A 20,139-nucleotide genomic window follows, 5' to 3' on the forward strand; every position below is an offset into this window, starting at 1 on the left:
CCTCGCGCTCCCGTACACCACCTCGCGCCCCCCGCCTGCTTCCGTCTTGCGTCAAAAACCCCGGCAAACCCGTGTAAGGATGCCGCCTCCGCTGCCTCTCACCGGGCGGACAGCGGTCCGAGGGGACCGCGGAAGCGAGGAGACATGGACGCCTCGGGGGCCAAGAACGCAGTGGAGTGGCTGGTGACGGCGGCAGCGGACCCGGACGCCTGCCGGTGGGAATGGGAGCGTAATCCCCTCGGGGTCGCCCTGCTCCCGGCCGGCCGGCTCTGGGACGTGCTGATCGTGCCCGGCGCGCTGGGACGGCCGACTCTGGACGTACTGACCCGCGTACTGGACCTGCCGGGGCCGGTCCTCGCGGACTTCGGGGACACCCGTACGGGATTCTTCGTGCCGCCGGGTACGGCGGCGCGCTGGCTCGGTACGGGAGTGCGCGGCGCGGGCGACGGCAGCTGGATCGTGGTGCCGTACCCGGGACGGGCGACGGGCGGGGTGCGCTGGCTGGTCGTCCCGGACGGCACGGGCCGGCTCACCGAACCGGCCGTGCTCGAACTGGCGATGCACGAGGCCGCCGCGGGACTCGCCGGAGAACGGTGAGGGAACCGGGACGGCGGCGCCGTGATACAGGACACAGACGTGCCTTCCCCGGCGCGGCGTTGAGTCTTCGGAGCCCCCGGATACGTGGTCCCGGGTGGGGCGCCCGCCGGGCTCCCCGGCGGGCCGGGCGCGTGGGGCGCCCACCGTCCGGACCGGGTGCCGTATTTCAGGGGGAGAAACATGCGCACGTCGGAACACGTCCTCGGACGGCTGGGTGTCGAACCGGCGACGGAATCGGTCTACCGCGCCCTGCTGGCGCAACCGCTCGCCACAGCGGCCGAATTGGCGGCGCGTACGGGAATGACCGAGCGGGAGGCCGAGCGGTCCCTGGACCGGCTGGCCGACCTCGCGCTGGCCCGCCCTTCGGCGGAGCGTCCCGGGCGGCTGTACGCGGTGAGCCCGCGCCTGGGCATGGACATTCTGCTCGCTCGCCAGCAGGCCGAACTCGCCGCGCAGCAGCAGCGCGTGGAGGAAAGCCGGGCGGCAGCCGCCCGGCTCGTCTCCGAATTCGCCACACACCAGCATTCCGCCGCCGATCACGGTCTGTTCCGCATGACGGGTGCCGACCGGATCAGCGACCACCTCACGGAACTCGGCACCCTCGTCGAGGAGGAATTGCAGGTGTTCGACGCCGGGCAGCCGCGCGCCTTCCCCGGACTTCCCGCTTTCCGGCCGATGTATGAACAACCGCTCGCGCGAGGCGTACGGGTGCGCACCGTGTGCCTCGACAGCGTCCGGCACGACCCGGCGGCCCTGGCACACGCGGAGTGGCTGGCGTCGGCCGGCGCGCAGATCCGTACGGCCGCCGTGCTGCCCACCCGCATGGTCGTCGCCGACCGGCACGCCGCGCTCGTCCTCACCGGCGGTGAGGGCACCGCGCAGGCCGCCGTCCTCGTACGGGTGCCCGGTGTCGTGACCGCGCTGAGCACGCTGTTCGACGCCGTGTGGGCAGCGGCGGAACGGCTCGGCCCACCGCCGGCCCGGCGCGCGGCGAACGGCTTCACCCGGCAGCACCTGGCCGCCCTGCAACTGCTCGCCGAGGGGCACACGGACGCCACCGTCGCCCGGCGGCTGGGCGTCTCGGCCCGGACGGCACGCCGCATCGCCACCGACGCGATGACGGGGATGAAGGCACGCAGCCGTTTCCAGGCGGGGGTGCTCGCCGCGCAACTGGGCTATCTGCCGGCGTCGTCCGCCTGACGTCCGGCGCACCGTACGGGGCGGAAATACCGGCCGGCGGCAGGGCGCCGGCCGGCTCGTTCGTCTCCGCGGCCGGCGAGAAGAGACGCGAAGGGGCACGCCGCGCAGCCGCCGAGTACGCCGCCGTCATCGCCGGCGTCGGCATCGACACCGACGAGGCCCTCCGCATCGTCCGAGCGGCGCTGGCCAACGGGATCGCACATCGCCCTCGTCATGACCGGTCGCCTCGCACCTGCCGGACGGCTCGGTCAGGTCCACTCGGCTCAGGCGCCCCCCCTCGGGTATCCGTTGACCAGGGCGTTTTCCCTCTCCTTTACACTGATGGCATGTACAGGGAATCTTCGGCACTCAACACTTCGGTGGGTCTGCTGACCGCTGGACTCGGGCTGCTCGCACTGAGCTTCGTGCTCCCCTCCGGGTTCGTGCGAGGCGTCGCCTGTGGTGCTGGTGTCGTGATGGCTCTGGTCGCGGCAGTCCGCATGGGGCGCGGGGCGGAGCGCGCACAGCGGCGCCCGGAGAATTCCGGGCCGTGACGCCAGGCGCGCAAGGCTGTGGATATTGCCGGTGCCCACTGCGACGCCTGTCGCGGGCGTTTGACGGGGCGGCACGAAGCCAACTGCTCATCGCTGCCATGGACGGCTTCGTGGCCGACACGAGCGTCAAGGGCCGGCGCCAATGTGCCGGGGTCGCCTGACACGCATGCTGCGCCGCCGCTGACGTAACTCCGCGCATTCTGCCGGCATCGGAGCCTGTGACAAACCCCGCCTGAGAAGCCACAGCCACAGCAGCTTCTATCGGATTGGCCATGGTGCCAAGTCTTCCCTGACCCAAGCATTCTTGATTGCTGTCCCGTAAACCGTGGTCACCCCCACTACGCGGTTCGGAAGCGGGTGGGGTTGGGTGCGCTGCGGCAGTGAAATGGGGGGGCACGCGCGGTCTGTGACGTCCAGGGCGACGTGACGATCTGGTCGGCCGCACCGTCTGTCGAACCCGGTGGCATGTCTGACCTGCCGTTCCAGCTCTGTGCGTTCCTCCCCACTTCTGCCTCTTCCTGGGTGAACGATGCCGTGTGCGATGCGTGAACTGGTCCGGAACCCGCCCGGCGCGCGTCTCGCGCTTCGCGTCCCGCCTCCGCCGGTTCCTCCAGCCGCGGCACGATGGCGGCGGGGGAGGGCAGGGCCGCCGTCTCGGCGCGGACCTCGACTGCCGTGGTCGGCATGCCCTCGTCCGCGAGCAGACGGCGCAGCAGGCCGGCGTCCTCCGCGCCGGCCGGGGGCGTCCGGGCGGGATGTGGTGTCGGTATGCGGCGGCCGGCCACGATCCGAACCGGTCACTGATCTGCCGCAAGTGGTGGCAGCTGATGGAGTGTTCGACCGCGGGTCCCCCGAGGACGGCGGCCACCAGCGGCCCGGTGCCCTGGAGTTCGGTGTACAGGACGAGGTCGGGTCGCCAGGCCCTGGCTGCTTCGACGGACCGCTCCACGGTGGCCTTGGAGGTCTTGGCGAAGAGTTCGGCCGCCAGTGTGACGGCCTCGGACGAGTCCGTACGGAAGCGGTCGGACGTCATCCGCCGCTCGGCCGGCAGCCGTCCGAAGATCTCTTCGGTGTCGGCGAAGGTCGCCTAGAAGGCCGTGCTGCGCGGTCCGCGGCCGAGCCAGTGGTCGGCGAACACCGCGGCGACGGCGGCCAGTTCGTGGTCGCCGGCCTGGGACTGGAAGAGATTGATCATCCGGGTCCTCGCTTCTTCGGCCTCCGAGGGGCGGCGCACCTCGGGGGCGGGTCCGGTGCGGACCGAGGGGTGGGAGAAGCGCCCGGGTCCGGCCCGAACGGGCCGTGGCCGGTTCGGGCCAGTCGTCGTGTCTTTCCGTGCGTGGCGGGTGGCGGAAAAGTCGTGGGTGGCAGCGAATCGGCGTCCGCGATGTGGAAAGTTCTTGAACTCTCAAGTACTGTCGCTGTCACCGCGCCCGGGCCGACCGGTCCGGCGCGCCGCCTTCCGGAGAGGAACCATGACGTCCCAAGCCGTCCACGCGTCCGGTACGACCGCCGACGACGCCCCTGACGAGACCCGGCCCTGGACGACGGCCGCACCCGGCCCCTTCGGTGTCCTGATCACCGCGACCGCACCCGGCACCCCGGTCACCGCCGTACCCGTGCCGTGGCTGCGCGACCTGACCCGGCGTCACCACCTGGTGGCACTGCGGGGATTCACCGCACCCGCCGACCCCGAGGAGCTGGACGCCTACGCGCGCACCTGGGGCGAGGTGATGGAGTGGCCGTTCGGCACGGTCTTCGACGTACGCGCCCACCAGGACCCCGAGGACCACGTCTTCGACACCGGCTTCATGCCGCTGCACTGGGACGGGATGTACGTCGACTTCGTACCCGAGTTCCAGGTCTTCCACTGCGTCGCGGCCCCCGGAGCGGCCGACGGCGGCGGCACGCTCTTCTGCGACACCACCCGCGTCCTCGCCGACGCCGCCCCCGAAACCCTGGAGCGCTGGCGCGGCCTGACCCTGCGCTACCGCAACGCCAAGGTCTCCCACTACGGCGGTCTCGTCGTCTCACCCCTGATCGAACCGCACCCCGACGCCGGATTCCCGGTCATGCGGTTCCTCGAACCGGTGCCGGACGGCGAACACATCATCAACCAGCCGCAGGTGCGCATCGACGGGCTGGGGGGTGAGGAGGAGGCCGCCGAACTGGCCGCCATCCGGGAGGCCGCATACGACCCGCGGCACGTGTACGTACACGCCTGGCAGCAGGACGACGTCGTCATCGCGGACAACTACACGCTGCTGCACACCCGTGTGCCCTACCGCCGCGGACTGCCGCGCCATCTGCGCCGCGTCCACGTCCTGGGCGATCCCCCGCTGCCCAGCCACCTCCACGACCACCGGGACAGCACCGGGACCGACAACCGGCGGGGGACCGCATGACCGTGACGTACGAGCAGCACGCCGAGGGCCGGGAGCAGGGGGAGGACGAGGGGGACGCCGCGTACGCGGCCCGCACGGAGCAGTACTGCGCCCGGATCCTGGAACTGCTGCTGCCGCACCGCCGGCCCGCAGGCGCACCGGCGGACACCCGGGCCGACGGCGGCGACGGCGCCGGCCGGGCCCACGACAGCCACCCTCCGGAGCAGTGCTTCGCCGAACAGCTCGCCCAGATACGAGGGTTCGTCACCCGCCGGGAGCCGGTGCTGCTGACCCTGCCGGCCTTCCCCTGCAAGTCGCCCAACCCCGCCAAGGTCGTCGGCCACCTGCCCGACCTCGGTGAACTGCTCTCGCTGCGCTTCCTGGACGACCTGTGCGCCGCGATCGGCACGGTCTACCCGCCCGGCGCGCGGCTGCTGATCTGCTCGGACGGCCATGTCTTCGGTGACCTGATACGGGTACCGGACGCGCACATCGACGCGTACGGCAAGGCGCTGCGCGACATGATCGAGGCCAACGGCCTGCGGCACATCGACACCTTCGGCCTCGACCACGTCTACGACAGCCGCAGCTATGGCGAGAAGCGGGCGCTGCTGGAGGAGGACTACGCGCAGAGCGTCGAGGAGCTGCGCGCGGAGGTGCGGGCCGGCGGACCGGCGCTCAGCCACTACCGCGGCACCATCCGGTTCCTGGTCGAGGACACCGCGCAGTGGACCGGCTCCAAGGCCCAGTTGCAGCGCGAGTGCCGCGGCCGCGCGTACGGCGTCCTGCGGCGCAGCCGGGCATGGGGTGAACTGATCGCCCACCACTACCGGGAGACCGTACGGCTCTCCATCCACCCGCAGGCCTGCGGATCGGCGAAGTTCGGGATCGCGCTGCTGGAGGCGGAGGACAACTGGCTCACGCCGTGGCACGCCGTCGTCGTGCAGACCGGCACCGACCGCTTCCGGCTGATGAAGCGGCACGAGGCCGAGCGGGTGGGCATTCCGGCGGGCCCGAGCTGGCGGCCGAGCCACTACATCGCGTCGGAGCTGTTCGGCGTGGCGAGCTGATCGTCCTGCTGCCGGTGCGGGCCGTCCTGCCGCTGACGCGGGCGGCCCGCACACCGCCCGCACACCGCCGCGCAGGCCGCGAGCAGCACCCCGGCCAGACACCAACTGGCCAGTACGTCCAGCGGCCAGTGGTAGCCGCGGCGCACCAGGCCGATGCCGACCGCCAGGTTCAGCAGCCCCACGGTGGCTGCGAGGGCGGCCGGCGTCGGCCTGCCCGCCCGTTCCGGACGCCGGGCCCATGGCGTGGTGAGCAGCAGGGCTGCCGCCCCGTACGCGACGGCCGCCGTCGCTCCGTGCCCGGACGGGAAGAAACCGCTGTGCGCGCCGCCGGCCATCTCCGGCGGACCCGGCCGGGCCAGCCACGTCTTCAGGGGCACCACCAGCGCGGGCACCACGGCCATCGTCACGACGGCGGCCAGGGGCGGCAGCCACCGGCGCGGCGCCGCTGCCCGCCGTCCGCGCCAGGCCGCGTACAGCGCAGCGAGCGCCAGGACCGGCAGCGCGACGACCGTGTTGCCGAGGTCGGCGAAGAACTCCGCCAGGGAGGTTGGGACGGGACCGTGTACGACGGCGCGGCCGAGGCGCTCGTCCAGCGCGCGCAGCGGACCGCCGGAGGCCACCTGCCAGGTGAGCACCGCGAAGAGCGCGGCACAGAGCACGCCCACCCACAGCAGGGGGCGGGGGAAGAAGGCAGGCCGCCTCGGAACAGGGGGGGTGGTTCCGAGGCGGCCGCGCTGACCGGAGTGCCGCGCGCCCCGGGGGGTCTGGGGCGGGCGGCCGTCCGATCGGTGAGGATTCCCGGGGCGAGGGGCCCCGGATTCGTGCGCGAAGGCACGGCCTGGCCGCAGCTGGGGAAGCGTCGGCCGGGCGTCGCTCACGGTCTCCTGTGAGCGGGGTGTTTCTCTCATCTGCAGAAACCGTACGGCAGAGAGCCGGGGCCGGACAGCCAGATCACCTGCCCGCCATGGGCCCCGCACACATTCTTCACGACCTGCCTCCGCTCACCTCGGGTCACACCGTCGCGAGCGCGTTCTCGATGATGTCCAGGCCCTCGTTCAGCAGGTCCTCGCCGATGACCAGCGGCGGCAGGAAGCGCAGCACGTTGCCGTACGTGCCGGTGGTCAGCACCAGCAGGCCCTCCTGGTGGCACGCCGCCGCCAGCGCCGCGGTCGCCTTCGGGTTCGGCTCCTTGGAACCGGACTCCACGAGCTCGATGGCGATCATCGCGCCCCGGCCGCGGACCTCGCCGATGATGTCGTGCTTCTCGGCCATCGCCTCCAGGCGCGGCTTCATGATCTCGCCGATCCGCCGGGCCTTCGCGTTCAGGTCCAGCTCGCGCATGGTCTCGATGGAGCCGAGCGCCGCCGCGCAGGCCACCGGGTTGCCGCCGTAGGTGCCGCCGAGGCCGCCCGCGTGCGCCGCGTCCATGATCTCTGCGCGGCCGGTGACGGCGGCCAGCGGCAGACCGCCCGCGATGCCCTTGGCGGTCGTGATCAGGTCCGGGACGATGTTCTCGTCCTCGCACGCGAACCACTGGCCGGTACGGCAGAAGCCGGACTGGATCTCGTCCGCGACGAAGACGATGCCGTTCTCCTTCGCGAAGTCCGCGATGGCCGGCAGGAAGCCCTTGGCCGGCTCGATGAAGCCGCCCTCGCCGAGCACCGGCTCGATGATGATCGCGGCCACGTTCTCCGCGCCGATCTGCTTGGTGATCTGCGAGATGGCCTGGTCCGCGGCCTCCTGGGCGCAGTTCTCCGGGCCGGTCAGCCAGCGGTAGGGGTAGGCCAGCGGCACCCGGTAGACCTCGGGTGCGAACGGGCCGAACCCGTGCTTGTACGGCATGTTCTTCGCGGTCAGCGCCATCGTCAGGTTCGTCCGGCCGTGGTAGCCGTGGTCGAAGACGACGACCGCCTGACGCTTGGTGTACGCACGGGCGATCTTGACGGCGTTCTCGACGGCCTCCGCGCCGGAGTTGAACAGCGCCGACTTCTTCGCGTGGTCGCCCGGGGTCAGCTCGGCGAGCTGCTCACAGACCTCCACGTACGGCTCGTACGGCGTGACCATCACACAGGTGTGGGTGAAGTCCGCGAGCTGCGCGGTGGCGCGGCGCACCACGGCCTCCGCGCTGTTGCCCACCGAGGTCACGGCGATGCCGGAGCCGAAGTCGATGAAGGAGTTGCCGTCGACGTCCTCCAGGATGCCGCCGCCCGCGCGCTTGGCGAAGACGGGCAGCACCGCCCCTACACCGCCGGCCACCGTGGCCTGCTTGCGGGCCCACAGCTCCTGGGACTTGGGGCCGGGGATCGCGGTGACGACGCGACGCTCCTGGGGGAGGGCGGGGCCTCCGGACAGTTCGGTCATGGCAGTCTCCTGGGGGTGGAACGGGACGTACTGAAGGGGTTGTGCTCGCAGGCTAGGGGGCGGAGCGGGACGTCGGCATGTTCCGTTCGGGAGAAGTGCGCGTGTTGCGTTGTCCGCACCGGACATAGCGGCGCGCCGCGGCCAGTAGATTGAGCGGCGGCGTACACAGGGAACAGCAGGGCGCGCGGGCGGAACCGTTTCCGTCCCGCGTCCGCACGTCTCAAGGGGGACGAGGGGCACCGGATGGACACCGAGGGCACGCAGCACGACGCACCGCACACCCGCACCGACCGCCATGTACCCCGCCCCACGACACCACCGGTCCCCTCCGCCCCACCGGCCCCGGGAATCCCGCCGGTGCCGCCGGCTCCGCCCGCCGCCCACGAGGACGGCACGTTCCTGCGCTGGCTGCGCGCCCCCCGCCGGGCCGCCGCGCCCGGCATCTGGACGTACGGCCACGTGCCCCGGCCCGAGGAGAACCCCGACCGGGTGCCCACCCGGCAGCTCGTCACCGGCGCGCTGATCTCGTTCCTGTGCGGCTGGCTGCTGTGGTCGCTGCTCTGGAACGGCTACCTCGGCCCGTACTGGATCTACCCGCTGCTGCTGCTCACGCCCGACTCCTGGCGCTCGGCCGGCGGCGACAAGATGATCTTCGTCTGGCTCACCTACCTCTACTACGCCCTCTTCCTGGCCCTCCTCGTCCTCGTCTTCGGACGCCTCGGACGCTGGGCCGAACTGGGGCGGCGCTGCCTCGGGCCGGTACTGCGCCGCGCCCGGGAGCGCCGGCCCGAGGCCCTGCCGGAGCCGCAGGAGGACCGCGCCCAGTGGCCCGCACTGCGCGCGGGCGGCGCGCCCGACGCCGCCGACAAGCTCGCCGCCGAGACCCTCGCCGGCCGCCTGAACGACGTCGACGTGGCCCGCATCGAACGCGCCTGGCACTCCGTGCGCTCCGGCAAGAACTCCCTCGCCTCCTTCACCGACACCGTCCTGCGCCACGGCGCCGCCGCCTGCGCCCACCCCTCCGGCCTGCGCGACCTGCCCGCCCGTACGGCCCACCACGACCTGCTCGCCCACCAGGTACGCATCGGCACCGCCACCGACCACCCGCGCAACCCCCACCAGCACCGCGGTACGGGCTCCGCCCTCGACCCGGCGTTGCTGGGCACCTCCCTCCTGGCCGTCGGCCCGCCCGGCTGCGGCAAGACCACCCGCGTGGCGCGGCCGGTCGTGGAGGCCATGTGCCTCCAGGCGCTGGCCGGGCACAGCGCGGTGGTCGCCGTCGGCGCGGCCGGCTCCGCGCTCGGCCCCGACGACGCGTTCGACGTGGTCGTACGGATCGGCGCCCCCGAACCGGACTGCGACCTTGACCTGTACGGCGGCACCACCGACCCCGACGAGGCGGCCGGCATCCTCGCCGAAGCCCTCGTCGGCGACCTGGCCGCCACCCTGCCCGGCGGCGACAGCCGGCGCGCCGCGACCGCCCTCGGCCAGTTGCTCGGACCGTTCCGCGCCGCGCACGGCCGCTTCCCTTCCGTACCCGAACTCCGCGAACTCCTCGACGGCTCGGACACGGCGCTCGCCGCGCTGCGGACCGCCCTGAAGACCAGCGAGTCGCACCCGCAACTGCGCGAACTCGACGCCCGCGCACGGCAGTCCGGCCGCCCCGGCGACATCGGCGACCTCCTCGCCGACCGCGTCGCCCTCCTCGACCGCCCCGCCTTCGCGCCGTACTTCGACCCCCGGGGCGGTGACCGCCAGCTCTCCCTGCGCGCCCTGGACCACCCGCTGCGCGTCCGCATCGACCTGCCCGAGCGCGGCCACGCCGAGGCGTCGCGCATCCTGGCCCGGCTGGTGCTCGCCCAGTTCACCGAGTGCGCGACCGCCCGCGGTGACCGGTCGCTCTTCGCCTGCCTGGTCCTCGACGACGCGGCGCACACCGTCACCGCCGAGTCGCTGCGCGGCCTGCAACGGCTGCGCGCCGCCAACGCGGGCGTCCTGCTGACCCTGCGCTCCCTCGACGACGTCCCCGAAGCCCTGCGCAGCGCGCTGCTGGGCGCGGTGGGCTGCCGGATGGCGTTCGCGGGCGTGACGACCTGGGACGGGGCGCGGTTCGCGGAGGTGTGGGGCAAGGAGTGGGTCGAGACCCGGGACGTGACCGACCGGCAGATCATCGCGGAGGGCGCCGCGATGAAGGCGTTCCACCTCTTCCGCCATCTGGTCACCGGCAAGGCCGCCACCGCCAAGGCCGTCACCGTCCGCACCGTCGAACGCGAACGCTGGTCCGCCTCCGACCTGGCCAACTCGGTCCCGCCGGGGCACGCGGTGCTGTCGGTGACGTCGGTACGGGGGGAGCACGCGCCGCCGGTGCTGGTGGATCTGCGGGGGTGAGGGACGGGGAGGCCGGGGCGCCGCCCCGGCCGGTGGCCGGCGGTCCGGTTCAGTCCTCCCGCACCACACCCGTCGCCGTGATCTCCACCAGCTGGCCCGGGTAGCCGAGGACGGTGACGCCCACCAGGGTGGAGGTGTGCGGGCCGGTGGACAGGGCCGAGGCGCGGACCTCCTCCCAGGCGGGGAAGAGCGCCTCGGTGGTGGTGGCGGCCACGTACACCGTGCTGGCGATCACCCGGTCGAGGCCACTGCCGGCCGCCTCCAGCTGGGCGGCCAGGTTGGCGAGCACCTGACGGGTCTGGGCGGCGAGGTCGCCGGGGCCGACGAGGCCGCCGTCCGCGTCCAGCGGGACCGCCCCTGCGGTGAAGACGAGGCGTTCACCCGCCTCGACGACGGCGGCGTGCGAGTAGCGCGGGGGCGGGAACAGGCCGGGCACGGTCGTGAAGCTGGCCATCGGGACTCCTCCGGGGCGTCTGTGGTGGTGCCGCATCGGGCGCTGCCGATCAGCTCACGGCGCGGCCGGGCGCGTCCACCGGATTTCCGCCCGCCGCTCGTACGGACCGCCCCGCCCCGTACGGCCGTATCCCCGGACGAACCCACCCCCGCACCCCTCCGCTGAGGCAGAATCGGCAGCGACCGTTCATACGCGACGGCGAAGAACCAGCCCACCGACAGCACGCCCGCCCGCCGAAGCCCCCGAAGGTCCCATGCCGCACACGCTCGCCTCCCTGGCCCACCACTCCGCGCTCAAGCTGACGGTGCTCGCGGGCGGGGACCGGCTGGACACCCCCGTGCGCTGGGCGCACGCCAGCGAGCTGATCGACCCGGTGCCGTACATGGAAGGCGGCGAGCTGCTGCTCATCACCGCCCTCAAGCTGGACGCCGAGGACCCGGAGACGGCCCGCAGGTATGTGCGGCGGGTCGCGGGCGCCGGGGTCGTCGGGCTCGGCTTCGCGGTCGGCGTCAATTACGAGGACGTGCCGGCGGCGCTGGTCACCGCCGCCGTCGAGGAGGGGCTGCCGCTGCTGGGCGTGCCCCGCAGCACCCCGTTCATCGCCATCAGCAAGGCCGTCTCCGCCGCGGTCGCCGCCGACCAGTACCGCGCCGTGACCGAGGGCTTCGAGGCCCAGCGCGAGCTGACCCGGGCCGCCCTCGGCGCCGAGGGCCCGGCCGAGCTGCTGGCCCGGCTCGCCGCGCACCTCAAGGGCTGGGCCGCGCTGTACGACGCGTCCGGCACGGTGGTCGCGGCGGCCCCCGACTGGGCCGCCCGCCGCGCCGCCCGGCTCAGCGGCGACGTGGGACGGCTGCGCGAGCGCCCGGCCCCCGCCAGCTCCGTCGTCAGCGACGCGGAGGGCGACGACCGCGTCGAACTGCAGTCCCTGGGCACCGGCCGCCGCGCCCGCGGCGTCCTCGCGGTCGGCACGGGCGCGCCGCTGGGCACCGCCGAGCGCTTCGCCGTGCACTCCGCCGTCGCCCTGCTGACCCTGACCACCGAGCGGTCCCGCGCCCTCCAGGAGGCCGAGCAGCGGCTCGGCGCCGCGGTGCTGCGGATGCTGCTGGCCGGCGAGCCGGACCACGCGCGGGCGGTCGCGGGCCGGCTGTACGGCGGGCTCCTGGACGCGCCGTTCCGGGTCGTGGTCGCCGAGCCGGTCACCGCGGACGGCGAGGATGCCGGGGACGTGCCGCCCGCCCTGGACGCGCTCGCCGACGCCATGGAGTCGGCGGCGGCCCGTACCGGCGAGGCGGTGCTGGCCGTACCGGAGGGTGCCCGGCTGGTCGTGCTGGCGGCCGACGGCGGGGCCGCCGTCGAGGCGTGCGCCGAGCACGCCGCCGTGGCCGAGGCCCGGCACGGCGGGCAGCCGTCGCCGCGCGGGCGCACGGCGCGGTCCGGGTCCGGGCGGTCCGGCGGGGCGCTGGCGGTCGGCCTGTCCGCGCCCGCCGGGCCGCGGGACGCCGCGCACGCCCACCGCCAGGCCGAACAGGCCCTGTCGGTGGCCCGCCGCCGCGGCCGGGTGCTGGTCGAGCACGAGGACGTGGCGTCCGGTTCGGTGCTGCCGCTGCTGGCCGACGACGCCGTACGGGCCTTCGCGGACGGCCTGCTGCGCGCCCTGCGGGACCACGACGCCACCGGCCGCGGCGACCTCGTCGCCTCCGTGCACGCCTGGCTGTCCCGGCACGGCCAGTGGGACGCGGCCGCCGCCGACCTGGGCGTGCACCGGCACACGCTGCGTTACCGGATGCGGCGGGTGGAGGAGATCCTCGGCCGTTCGCTGGACGACCCGGACGTGCGGATGGAGCTGTGGCTCGCGCTGAAGGCGACGGCGGCGGTCGCGGGTCCGTACGGGGGCGGGCCGGGGGAGCAGCCGTAGCGGGAAGGCGGCGCCCGTACGCCAATGCGGCGGGCCGCACCGTACGACTACTCCGTGCCGGACAAACGCCGCGACCGCACCCCGCCCCTACGGTGGACCCAGGCCCGTGCGGGCCGTTCGTACCACCCCCACTTCGGAAGGGCCGGGACCTACTGTGACTTCTCCCACCGCCTTTTGGCTCGCCGGTCGCCAGGCCACCGGCGAGGACAGCTTCGACGTCACCTCGCCCTGGGACGGCCGTCTCGTCGGCACGGTGAGCGTGCCCACCGAGGCCCAGACCGAGGAGGCCGTCGCGGCCTCCGTCGCCGTGCAGGAAGAGTTCGCCGCCACCCCCGCCCATGTGCGGGCCGCGGCGCTGGACCACGTGCAGCGGCGCCTGGTGGAGCGCACGGAGGAGATCGCCCGGCTCATCTCCGCCGAGAACGGCAAGCCCATGAAGTGGGCCCGCGGCGAGCTCGGCCGTGCCGTGTCCGTCTTCCGCTTCGCGGCCGAGGAGGCCCGCCGCTTCAACGGCGGCGAGGCGCAGCGTCTGGACACCGACGCGGGCGGCGCCGGCCGGCTCGCCCTGACCCGCCGCTTCCCGCGCGGCACGGTGCTGGGCATCGCGCCCTTCAACTTCCCGCTCAACCTGTGCGCCCACAAGATCGCCCCGGCGATCGCGGCGGGCGTGCCGATCATTCTCAAGCCGGCCCCGGCCACCCCGCTGTCCGGCCTGGTCCTCGGCGAGCTGCTGGCCGAGACGGACCTGCCGTCCGGCTCCTGGTCGATCCTGCCGGTGACCAACGACCGGATGCCGGCGCTGGTGCAGGACGAGCGGCTGCCGGTGATCTCCTTCACCGGGTCCGAAAAGGTCGGTTATGCGATCATGGACTCGGTGCCGCGCAAGCACTGCACCCTCGAACTGGGCGGCAACGGCGCGGCCGTGGTCCTGGCGGACTACGCCTCCGAGGCCGACCTGGACTGGGCGGCGCAGCGCATCGCCACCTTCTCCAACTACCAGGGCGGCCAGTCCTGCATCTCCGTGCAGCGGGTGATCGCCGACGCGTCGGTCTACGACCGGCTGGTGCCGAAGATCGTGGCCGCCGTCAACGCGCAGGTCACCGGCGACCCGTCGGACGACGCCACCGAGGTCGGCCCGCTGGTCAGCGAGGACGCCGCCAAGCGCGTCGAGGCGTGGGTGGACGAGGCGGTCGGCGCGGGCGCGAAGCTGCTCGCGGGCGGCAAGCGGGACGGCGCCTCCTACGCGCCGACCGTGCTGGAGAACGTGCCGGCCGGCGCGACCCTGGCCTGCGAGGAGGTCTTCGGTCCGGTCCTGACCCTGAAGAAGGTGGACGGCGAGGAGGCGGCTTTCGCGGCCGTCAACGACTCCAAGTACGGCCTCCAGGCGGGCGTGTTCACCCACGACGTGCAGACCGCGTTCCGCGCGCACCGCGCGCTGGAGGTCGGCGGCGTGATCATCGGCGACGTGCCGTCCTACCGCGCGGACCAGATGCCGTACGGCGGTGCCAAGCAGTCCGGTGTGGGCCGCGAGGGCGTGCGCTTCGCGATGGAGGACTACACCTACGAGCGGGTGCTCGTGCTGACCGGGCTGGACCTCTAAGGCCTGCCCCCACGCGGACGGCGAGCAACGCGCTCCGGCACCCTGCCCCGGAGCGCGCTGCCTCCCCCCGTTCCCCCGTGCGGTGGTGCCGTGCTTTCCCCCGTGCCCCCGCACTCTTGTGGTGGTGCTGCGACCGTACGCGCCTCCGCGCGCCGGGGCGTCCCGTCACGGGTGGAAAACCGGGTGTGACTTCCGCGGTACCCCGGTGCGGACGTACAACTTCCGCGGTACGCGCACGGACTCCTCCTGGCCGACGACCCGCCGTACCCACCGGGTTACGCTGCGGAGGTGCGCATGGGCGGGATGGCAGGGGAGGTGCGACGGCGGGTGCGCAGGGTCCCGCCGCTGACCCTCGACGCGGCCGTGGCGGCCGGCTTCGCCACCGTCTCGCTGCTGCTCGGCCACGACAACGTACCGTTCGGCTGGGAGCGCCTGGACGGCCTCGGCAACGCGCTGACCTGCTTGATCAACCTGCTGATCGTCGCCCGCAGGCGGGCCCCCGTCGCCGTGTGCCTGGCCGTCTTCCTGCTGTGGTCCGGCTACATCGCGCTGGACTACTGGCCCGTCGTCAACAGCCTCGCCGGCCTGATGGCCCTCTACACCGTCGCCGCCCACCGCCCGCCGCGCGTCGCCGCCGGCTGCTCGCTCCTGCTGGTGGCGCTGTGGAACTTCGCCGGGCTGACGGGCCACGAGAGCTCCTGGGCGACCACGCTCGGACAGAGTGTCCTCTACCCCGCGATCCTGTGCTGGTTCGGCAACGTCGCCCGTACCTCCGCCGAGCGCAACGTCCGCCTCACCGAGATGGCCGGACAGCTCCGCCGCGAGCAGGAGGAGAACGCCCGCCGCGCGGTCGCCGAGGAGCGGGTGCGCATCGCCCGCGAACTGCACGACGTGGTCGCCCACCACATGTCCGTGATCTCCGTGCAGGCCGGGCTGGCCGGGTACGTCTTCACCTCCGACCCGGACACCGCCCGCCGCGCCCTGGGCACCATCGCCGGGACGAGCGGCGAGGCCCTGGAGGAGATGCGGCGGCTGCTCGCCGTACTGCGCGTCGACCCGCGGGAGATGGCGGGCGGACCGGCCGCCGTGGACCGCCGGGAGACGGGTGGGGGCGAGGCGGCCGACGCCTACGAACCGGCGCCCGGCCTCGACCGGATCGGTGCCGTCGTCGCCCGGGTACGGGCCGCGGGCCTGCCGGTCGCCCTGCGTACGACGGGGGAGCGGCGGCCGTACGCGCCGGGGCTGGAACAGTGCGCCTACCGCGTCGCCCAGGAAGCACTGACCAACGCCCTCAAGCATGCCCGGGCCGCCCGTGTCGAGGTGCGGATCGACCACGGCACCGGCCACCTCACCGTCGAAGTACGCGACGACGGAAGCACACCCGACGCACCCGTCCCGCGCGTCCCGCATGCCGGAGTTCCGGTCATACCGCCGGAACCAGGCCACGTATCCACCGGACACGGGTTGATAGGGATGCGCGAGCGGGCCAGGATTTACGGCGGCAGTCTGCGCGCCGGTCCTGTTCCGGGCGGCGGCTTCCAGGTGCTGCTCACCCTGCCGGTCCATCCCGCGGCGGGCCCGGCACCGCCGCGGAAAGGGACGACAGAGCATGATCAGGGTGCTGGTGGCCGATGACCAGGTCCTCATCCGGGCCGGCGTCGCCGCCCTGCTGCGGGCCGCGCCCGACGTCGAGGTGGTCGGCGAGGCGTCGGACGGCGAGGAGGCGGTCCGGCTGGCCGCCGAACACCGCCCCGACGTCATCCTCATGGACATCCGGATGCCCGGCGTCAGCGGCATCACGGCCACCGAACGCATCCTGCGGGCCGCGGCCGAGTCCGGCGAACCGGCCCCGCACGTCGTGGTCCTGACCACCTTCGACCTCGACGAGTACGTGTACGCGGCGCTGCGCGCCGGAGCCAGCGGCTTCCTCCTGAAAGACACCCCGCCACAGCGGCTGCTCTCGGCCATCGCCACCGTCGCGGGCGGCGACATGCTCTTCGCGCCGAGCGTGACCCGCAGGCTGGTCGAGGCGTACGCCCAGCGGCTGGACGAGCCCGCCCAGGAGGCCGCCGGCGGGCCGGAGTCCCTCCAGGCGCTCACCGCCCGCGAGCTGGAGGTGCTGCGGCACACCGCCAAGGGGCTGTCCAACCCGGAGATCGCCGAGCGGCTGGTCATCAGCGAAGCCACCGTGAAGACCCACCTGAACCGGACGATGGCCAAGCTGGGACTGTGCAGCCGGGCCCAGGCCGTGGTGCTGGCGTACGAGACGGGTCTGGTCACGCCGGGGGCGCGCTGAGCGGGGGCGTCCGGGACGGGCCTGGTCAGGCCGGGGCGCGCCGAGCGCGGGAGCACGGGAGGGAGGCCCCGGTCTCACCGGACCGGAGCAGGACGGAGGCCGCCGGTCCGTTCCCGGACGGCCGGATTCCGGACAGCGGTACTCACCCGTCCGCCCGCGTCCGTGCCGCGAAGTCTGGTGCAAGTCGAACGGAACGGGTAGAGACTCACAAGTAGCACTGGCCGGTAGCCGGACGGCGGCGGGATGCCCTACGCCTGCCGGCCCGGCCCGGCGCGGACCGGTACGGAACGCCGGGTTCCGCGCCCCGCCGACCGCTACCGACACCGCACGGTCCCGCAGACCGCCGACCCACTCCGAGACCCGACTCCGCGGCGAGGTGAGCCCCTCATGACCGCTCCATCCACCCGCAATGTGTCCGAGCGCGAGGCCCGGCAGGTCGCCGAGGCCGCCCGGGAGCAGGACTGGCGCAAGCCCAGCTTCGCCAAGGAACTGTTCCTGGGCCGCTTCCGGCTCGACCTCATCCACCCGCACCCCACCCCCGCCGACGAGGACGCCCAGCGCGGTGAGGAGTTCCTCGCCAAGCTCCGCGACTTCTGCGAGACGAAGATCGACGGGGCCCGTATCGAACGCGAGGCGCAGATTCCGGACGAGACGATCGACGGTCTCAAGGAGATCGGCGCGCTCGGCATGAAGATCGACACGAAGTACGGCGGGCTCGGCCTCACGCAGGTCTACTACAACAAGGCGCTCGCCCTCGTCGGCTCCGCCAACCCGGCCATCGGCGCGCTGCTCTCCGCGCATCAGTCCATCGGCGTACCGCAGCCGCTGAAACAGTTCGGCACCCAGGAGCAGAAGGACACCTTCCTGCCGCGCTGCGCCCGTACGGACATCTCCGCCTTCCTGCTGACCGAACCGGACGTGGGCTCCGACCCGGCCCGGCTGGCGACCACGGCCGTACCCGATGGCGACGCTTACGTCCTCGACGGAGTGAAGCTGTGGACCACCAACGGGGTCGTCGCCGACCTCCTGGTCGTCATGGCGCGCGTCCCGAAGAGCGAGGGCCACAAGGGCGGCATCACGGCCTTCGTGGTCGAGGCCGCCGCCGAGGGCGTCACCGTCGAGCACCGCAACGCCTTCATGGGGCTGCGCGGCATCGAGAACGGCGTCACCCGCTTCCACCGCGTACGGGTGCCCGCCGCCAACCGCATAGGGCCCGAGGGCGCCGGCCTGAAGATCGCGCTGACCACGCTCAACACCGGACGTCTGTCGCTGCCCGCCATGTGCGTCGGCGCCGGCAAATGGTGTCTGAAGATCGCCCGCGAGTGGTCGGCCGCCCGCGAGCAGTGGGGCAAGCCGATCGCCCGGCACGAGGCGGTCGGCTCCAAGATCTCCTTCATCGCGGCCACCACCTTCGCCCTGGAGGCCGTGGTCGACCTCGCCTCCCAGATGGCCGACGAGGACCGCAACGACATCCGCATCGAGGCCGCGCTGGCCAAGCTGTACGGCTCGGAGATGGGCTGTCTGATGGCCGACGAACTCGTGCAGATCCGCGGGGGCCGCGGCTTCGAGACCGCCGCCTCGCTCGCCGCCCGCGGGGAGCGCGCCGTGCCCGCCGAGCAGATCCTGCGCGACCTGCGCATCAACCGCATCTTCGAGGGCTCCACCGAGATCATGCACCTGCTGATCGCCCGCGAGGCGGTGGACGCGCACCTGTCCGTGGCCGGTGACCTCATCGACCCCGACAAGTCGCTGTCCGACAAGGGCAAGGCCGCCGCCAAGGCCGGCACGTTCTACGCCCGCTGGCTGCCCAAGCTCGTCGCGGGGCCGGGCCAGCTGCCGCGTACGTACGCGGAGTTCGGCGACCTCGCCGGGCACCTGCGGTACGTGGAGCGCGCCGCCCGCAAACTCGCCAGGTCCACGTTCTACGCCATGTCCCGCTGGCAGGGCCGGATGGAGACCAAGCAGGGCTTCCTCGGCCGGATCGTCGACATCGGAGCCGAACTCTTCGCCATGAGCGCGGCCGTCGTACGGGCCGAGCACCTGCGCGCCACCGACGACCACGGCCGCGAGGCGTACCAGCTCGCCGACGCTTTCTGCCGGCAGGCCCGCATCCGTGTCGACGAACTCTTCGGCCGGCTGTGGACCAACACCGACGATCTCGACCGCAAGGTCGTCTCCGGCGTGCTGACCGGCACGTACACCTGGCTGGAGGAAGGCGTCGTGGACCCGAGCGGCGACGGCCCGTGGATCGCCGACGCGACCCCCGGACCGACGACGAAGGGGAACGTCCACCGGCCGATCCGCTGACCCGGGCGGGGCGCGCTTCACCGGGCCGTTTCAGAGGAACTGCCAGGTGAAGCGCGCTCCCGCGAAGTTGCGCGCGGCCAGGTCCGCCCGGGTGATCAGCCAGTACAGGGTGCCCTGGTGGACCCAGTCCATCCGGGCCCGGCGGTCGCTGTCGATCTGGGCGAGCAGCACCCAGTCGTCCGGGTCCTCGCCGTCGCCGAGGAAGTCGTGGTCCAACCCGCCCTGTATGGGGACGGGGTAGCCGCCCACGCGGTGCCACACCTTGGGTACGAGGTCGGTCAAGGCGTCGTCGAAGGCGTCCAGCCACTCCGGAAGTTCGTCGCGGGGCGAGGCACCCACCAGGTCCCCCAGCCAGAAGTCCGCGCGGTCGGGCCACGTCATCTCCGGCTCGGCCGACAGCGGGACACGGTGGTACGGCTCTTCGAGGCCCCCGGGAACCCGGCGCTCGGCGACGGGCGTGCCCTCGGGCACGTACACGACGCGGGCGCCCTGCTGCCCCTCCGGGCCGAGGCCGGGCACGCCGTCGCCCTGCCCGGGGCCGTAGGACACGAAGAGCAGCAGCGTGCCGTCCCCGGGCAGCGGTATGTCCAGGTCCGCGCCGGCCAGTGCGGACAGCGACAGCGAAGCGACGAACGTGAGCGGTCCGTTCCCCTCCCACACCGGCCACGGCACGTCGTCCGGCAGCTCGGGACGGCCGCCCAGATATCCCACGGGCGGCCCGGCGAGCGGGGCGCGGCGGTCGTCGGGGCGAGCCAGGCGGAGCGCCGGACGCAGCAGCGCCGTCCAGCGCTCCGCCGCGTCGGCGGGCATGAGCTCGGCGGCCAGCCGCGCGGGCGGGGACATCCTTCGTTCCATGTCCGTACCGTCCCACGACCCACTGACAATCCCCTGCGGCTCACGGCCACGCCCGGACCGGCAACAATGGTCTCCATGACGGACACCCTCGCTGACCCGCATCTGCGCTTCACCCCCGCCCCGCTCACCTGCGGCGGCGACGGGCCGCGCGACATCGTGATCCTCGGCTCGACCGGCTCGAT

The 20,139-nt window shown here is 73.3% G+C and carries 16 protein-coding genes and 1 pseudogene; 12 read left to right on the plus strand and 5 right to left on the minus strand.

What is annotated here, in order from left to right:
- Nucleotides 1-144: 144 nt before the first annotated feature.
- The 3 genes from ACZ4Z1_RS33840 (at nucleotide 145) to ACZ4Z1_RS33850 (ending at nucleotide 2,330) form a co-directional block, all read left to right on the plus strand.
- Complete coding sequence (locus ACZ4Z1_RS33840; RefSeq protein ID WP_468490474.1) at nucleotides 145-597, plus strand: bifunctional DNA primase/polymerase; 453 nt, start codon at nucleotides 145-147, stop codon at nucleotides 595-597.
- A 180-nt stretch (nucleotides 598-777) separates the two neighbouring features.
- Nucleotides 778-1,797 carry a helix-turn-helix domain-containing protein gene (locus ACZ4Z1_RS33845; protein ID WP_468490475.1) on the plus strand — a complete coding sequence of 340 codons (1,020 nt, stop codon included), beginning with the start codon at nucleotides 778-780 and terminating at the stop codon, nucleotides 1,795-1,797.
- Nucleotides 1,798-2,123: 326 nt separating this feature from the next.
- Nucleotides 2,124-2,330, plus strand: coding sequence for a hypothetical protein (locus ACZ4Z1_RS33850; RefSeq protein WP_468490476.1), 207 nt, complete (start codon nucleotides 2,124-2,126; stop codon nucleotides 2,328-2,330).
- Nucleotides 2,331-3,180: 850 nt separating this feature from the next.
- Here ACZ4Z1_RS33850 and ACZ4Z1_RS33855 read toward each other — a convergent pair.
- Nucleotides 3,181-3,279 (minus strand): annotated as a pseudogene (locus tag ACZ4Z1_RS33855) (hypothetical protein); the annotation flags it as partial.
- 16 nt (nucleotides 3,280-3,295) lie between these two features.
- Between ACZ4Z1_RS33855 and ACZ4Z1_RS33860 the strand changes: the two are divergent.
- The 3 genes from ACZ4Z1_RS33860 (at nucleotide 3,296) to ACZ4Z1_RS33870 (ending at nucleotide 5,781) form a co-directional block, all read left to right on the plus strand.
- Entirely contained in the window at nucleotides 3,296-3,421 is a 126-nt protein-coding gene (locus tag ACZ4Z1_RS33860) for a hypothetical protein (protein WP_468490477.1), read from the plus strand.
- A gap of 381 nt (nucleotides 3,422-3,802) precedes the next feature.
- Nucleotides 3,803-4,732 carry a TauD/TfdA dioxygenase family protein gene (locus ACZ4Z1_RS33865; protein WP_468490478.1) on the plus strand — a complete coding sequence of 310 codons (930 nt, stop codon included), beginning with the start codon at nucleotides 3,803-3,805 and terminating at the stop codon, nucleotides 4,730-4,732.
- Nucleotides 4,729-5,781, plus strand: a complete 1,053-nt coding sequence (locus tag ACZ4Z1_RS33870; RefSeq protein WP_468490479.1) for an L-tyrosine/L-tryptophan isonitrile synthase family protein — start codon at nucleotides 4,729-4,731, stop codon at nucleotides 5,779-5,781. The genes ACZ4Z1_RS33865 and ACZ4Z1_RS33870 overlap by 4 nt, the downstream gene beginning before the upstream one ends.
- On the opposite strand, the gene ACZ4Z1_RS33875 is transcribed toward ACZ4Z1_RS33870, so the two are convergent.
- Nucleotides 5,745-6,446 carry a phosphatase PAP2 family protein gene (locus ACZ4Z1_RS33875; protein ID WP_468490480.1) on the minus strand — a complete coding sequence of 234 codons (702 nt, stop codon included), beginning with the start codon at nucleotides 6,444-6,446 and terminating at the stop codon, nucleotides 5,745-5,747. The two genes, ACZ4Z1_RS33870 and ACZ4Z1_RS33875, sit on opposite strands and share 37 nt — an antisense overlap.
- 346 nt (nucleotides 6,447-6,792) lie before the next feature.
- A complete protein-coding gene (gabT, locus tag ACZ4Z1_RS33880; RefSeq protein WP_468490481.1) occupies nucleotides 6,793-8,142 on the minus strand; it encodes a 4-aminobutyrate--2-oxoglutarate transaminase in 1,350 nt (449 codons plus the stop codon).
- Nucleotides 8,143-8,385: 243 nt separating this feature from the next.
- Here gabT and ACZ4Z1_RS33885 point away from each other — a divergent pair, with 243 nt between their 5' ends.
- Nucleotides 8,386-10,530: an ATP-binding protein gene (locus ACZ4Z1_RS33885; RefSeq protein ID WP_468490482.1), complete on the plus strand. Its 2,145-nt coding sequence runs from the start codon at nucleotides 8,386-8,388 to the stop codon at nucleotides 10,528-10,530.
- Between the two features lie 49 nt (nucleotides 10,531-10,579).
- Here ACZ4Z1_RS33885 and ACZ4Z1_RS33890 read toward each other — a convergent pair whose 3' ends face one another.
- Entirely contained in the window at nucleotides 10,580-10,984 is a 405-nt protein-coding gene (locus ACZ4Z1_RS33890; protein ID WP_468490483.1) for a RidA family protein, read from the minus strand.
- 253 nt (nucleotides 10,985-11,237) lie between these two features.
- Between ACZ4Z1_RS33890 and ACZ4Z1_RS33895 the strand changes: the two genes are divergently transcribed.
- The 5 genes from ACZ4Z1_RS33895 (at nucleotide 11,238) to ACZ4Z1_RS33915 (ending at nucleotide 19,102) form a co-directional block, all read left to right on the plus strand.
- On the plus strand, nucleotides 11,238-12,899 hold the full coding sequence (locus ACZ4Z1_RS33895) for a PucR family transcriptional regulator (RefSeq protein WP_468490484.1): 1,662 nt from the start codon (nucleotides 11,238-11,240) through the stop codon (nucleotides 12,897-12,899).
- Between the two features lie 154 nt (nucleotides 12,900-13,053).
- Nucleotides 13,054-14,499 carry an aldehyde dehydrogenase family protein gene (locus tag ACZ4Z1_RS33900; RefSeq protein WP_468490485.1) on the plus strand — a complete coding sequence of 482 codons (1,446 nt, stop codon included), beginning with the start codon at nucleotides 13,054-13,056 and terminating at the stop codon, nucleotides 14,497-14,499.
- Between the two features lie 294 nt (nucleotides 14,500-14,793).
- Nucleotides 14,794-16,134 (plus strand): sensor histidine kinase, encoded by a 1,341-nt coding sequence (locus tag ACZ4Z1_RS33905; RefSeq protein ID WP_468490486.1) that lies wholly within the window; start codon nucleotides 14,794-14,796, stop codon nucleotides 16,132-16,134.
- The gene (locus tag ACZ4Z1_RS33910) at nucleotides 16,109-16,795 is read left to right on the plus strand and encodes a response regulator (RefSeq protein WP_468490487.1); all 687 of its coding nucleotides are present in this window, start codon (nucleotides 16,109-16,111) and stop codon (nucleotides 16,793-16,795) included. The genes ACZ4Z1_RS33905 and ACZ4Z1_RS33910 overlap by 26 nt, the downstream gene beginning before the upstream one ends.
- 387 nt (nucleotides 16,796-17,182) lie before the next feature.
- Nucleotides 17,183-19,102: an acyl-CoA dehydrogenase family protein gene (locus ACZ4Z1_RS33915; RefSeq protein ID WP_468490488.1), complete on the plus strand. Its 1,920-nt coding sequence runs from the start codon at nucleotides 17,183-17,185 to the stop codon at nucleotides 19,100-19,102.
- A gap of 30 nt (nucleotides 19,103-19,132) precedes the next feature.
- Here the strand turns inward: ACZ4Z1_RS33915 and ACZ4Z1_RS33920 are convergent, their stop codons facing one another.
- A complete protein-coding gene (locus ACZ4Z1_RS33920) occupies nucleotides 19,133-19,957 on the minus strand; it encodes a YwqG family protein (protein ID WP_468490489.1) in 825 nt (274 codons plus the stop codon).
- Between the last annotated feature and the right edge of the window lie 182 nt (nucleotides 19,958-20,139).

The sequence above is a fragment of the Streptomyces sp. NPDC030165 genome, assembly GCF_055573595.1.

What these genes read in the sequence shown, in the direction of transcription:
- ACZ4Z1_RS33840 (WP_468490474.1), top strand. Translation starts at nt 145, where the DNA reads ATGGACGCCTCGGGGGCCAAGAACGCAGTGGAGTGGCTGGTGACGGCG.
- ACZ4Z1_RS33845 (WP_468490475.1), top strand. Translation starts at nt 778, where the DNA reads ATGCGCACGTCGGAACACGTCCTCGGACGGCTGGGTGTCGAACCGGCG.
- ACZ4Z1_RS33850 (WP_468490476.1), top strand. Translation starts at nt 2,124, where the DNA reads ATGTACAGGGAATCTTCGGCACTCAACACTTCGGTGGGTCTGCTGACC.
- ACZ4Z1_RS33865 (WP_468490478.1), top strand. Translation starts at nt 3,803, where the DNA reads ATGACGTCCCAAGCCGTCCACGCGTCCGGTACGACCGCCGACGACGCC.
- ACZ4Z1_RS33870 (WP_468490479.1), top strand. Translation starts at nt 4,729, where the DNA reads ATGACCGTGACGTACGAGCAGCACGCCGAGGGCCGGGAGCAGGGGGAG.
- gabT (WP_468490481.1), bottom strand. Translation starts at nt 8,142, where the DNA reads ATGACCGAACTGTCCGGAGGCCCCGCCCTCCCCCAGGAGCGTCGCGTC.
- ACZ4Z1_RS33885 (WP_468490482.1), top strand. Translation starts at nt 8,386, where the DNA reads ATGGACACCGAGGGCACGCAGCACGACGCACCGCACACCCGCACCGAC.
- ACZ4Z1_RS33890 (WP_468490483.1), bottom strand. Translation starts at nt 10,984, where the DNA reads ATGGCCAGCTTCACGACCGTGCCCGGCCTGTTCCCGCCCCCGCGCTAC.
- ACZ4Z1_RS33895 (WP_468490484.1), top strand. Translation starts at nt 11,238, where the DNA reads ATGCCGCACACGCTCGCCTCCCTGGCCCACCACTCCGCGCTCAAGCTG.
- ACZ4Z1_RS33905 (WP_468490486.1), top strand. Translation starts at nt 14,794, where the DNA reads ATGGGCGGGATGGCAGGGGAGGTGCGACGGCGGGTGCGCAGGGTCCCG.
- ACZ4Z1_RS33910 (WP_468490487.1), top strand. Translation starts at nt 16,109, where the DNA reads ATGATCAGGGTGCTGGTGGCCGATGACCAGGTCCTCATCCGGGCCGGC.
- ACZ4Z1_RS33915 (WP_468490488.1), top strand. Translation starts at nt 17,183, where the DNA reads ATGACCGCTCCATCCACCCGCAATGTGTCCGAGCGCGAGGCCCGGCAG.
- ACZ4Z1_RS33920 (WP_468490489.1), bottom strand. Translation starts at nt 19,957, where the DNA reads ATGGAACGAAGGATGTCCCCGCCCGCGCGGCTGGCCGCCGAGCTCATG.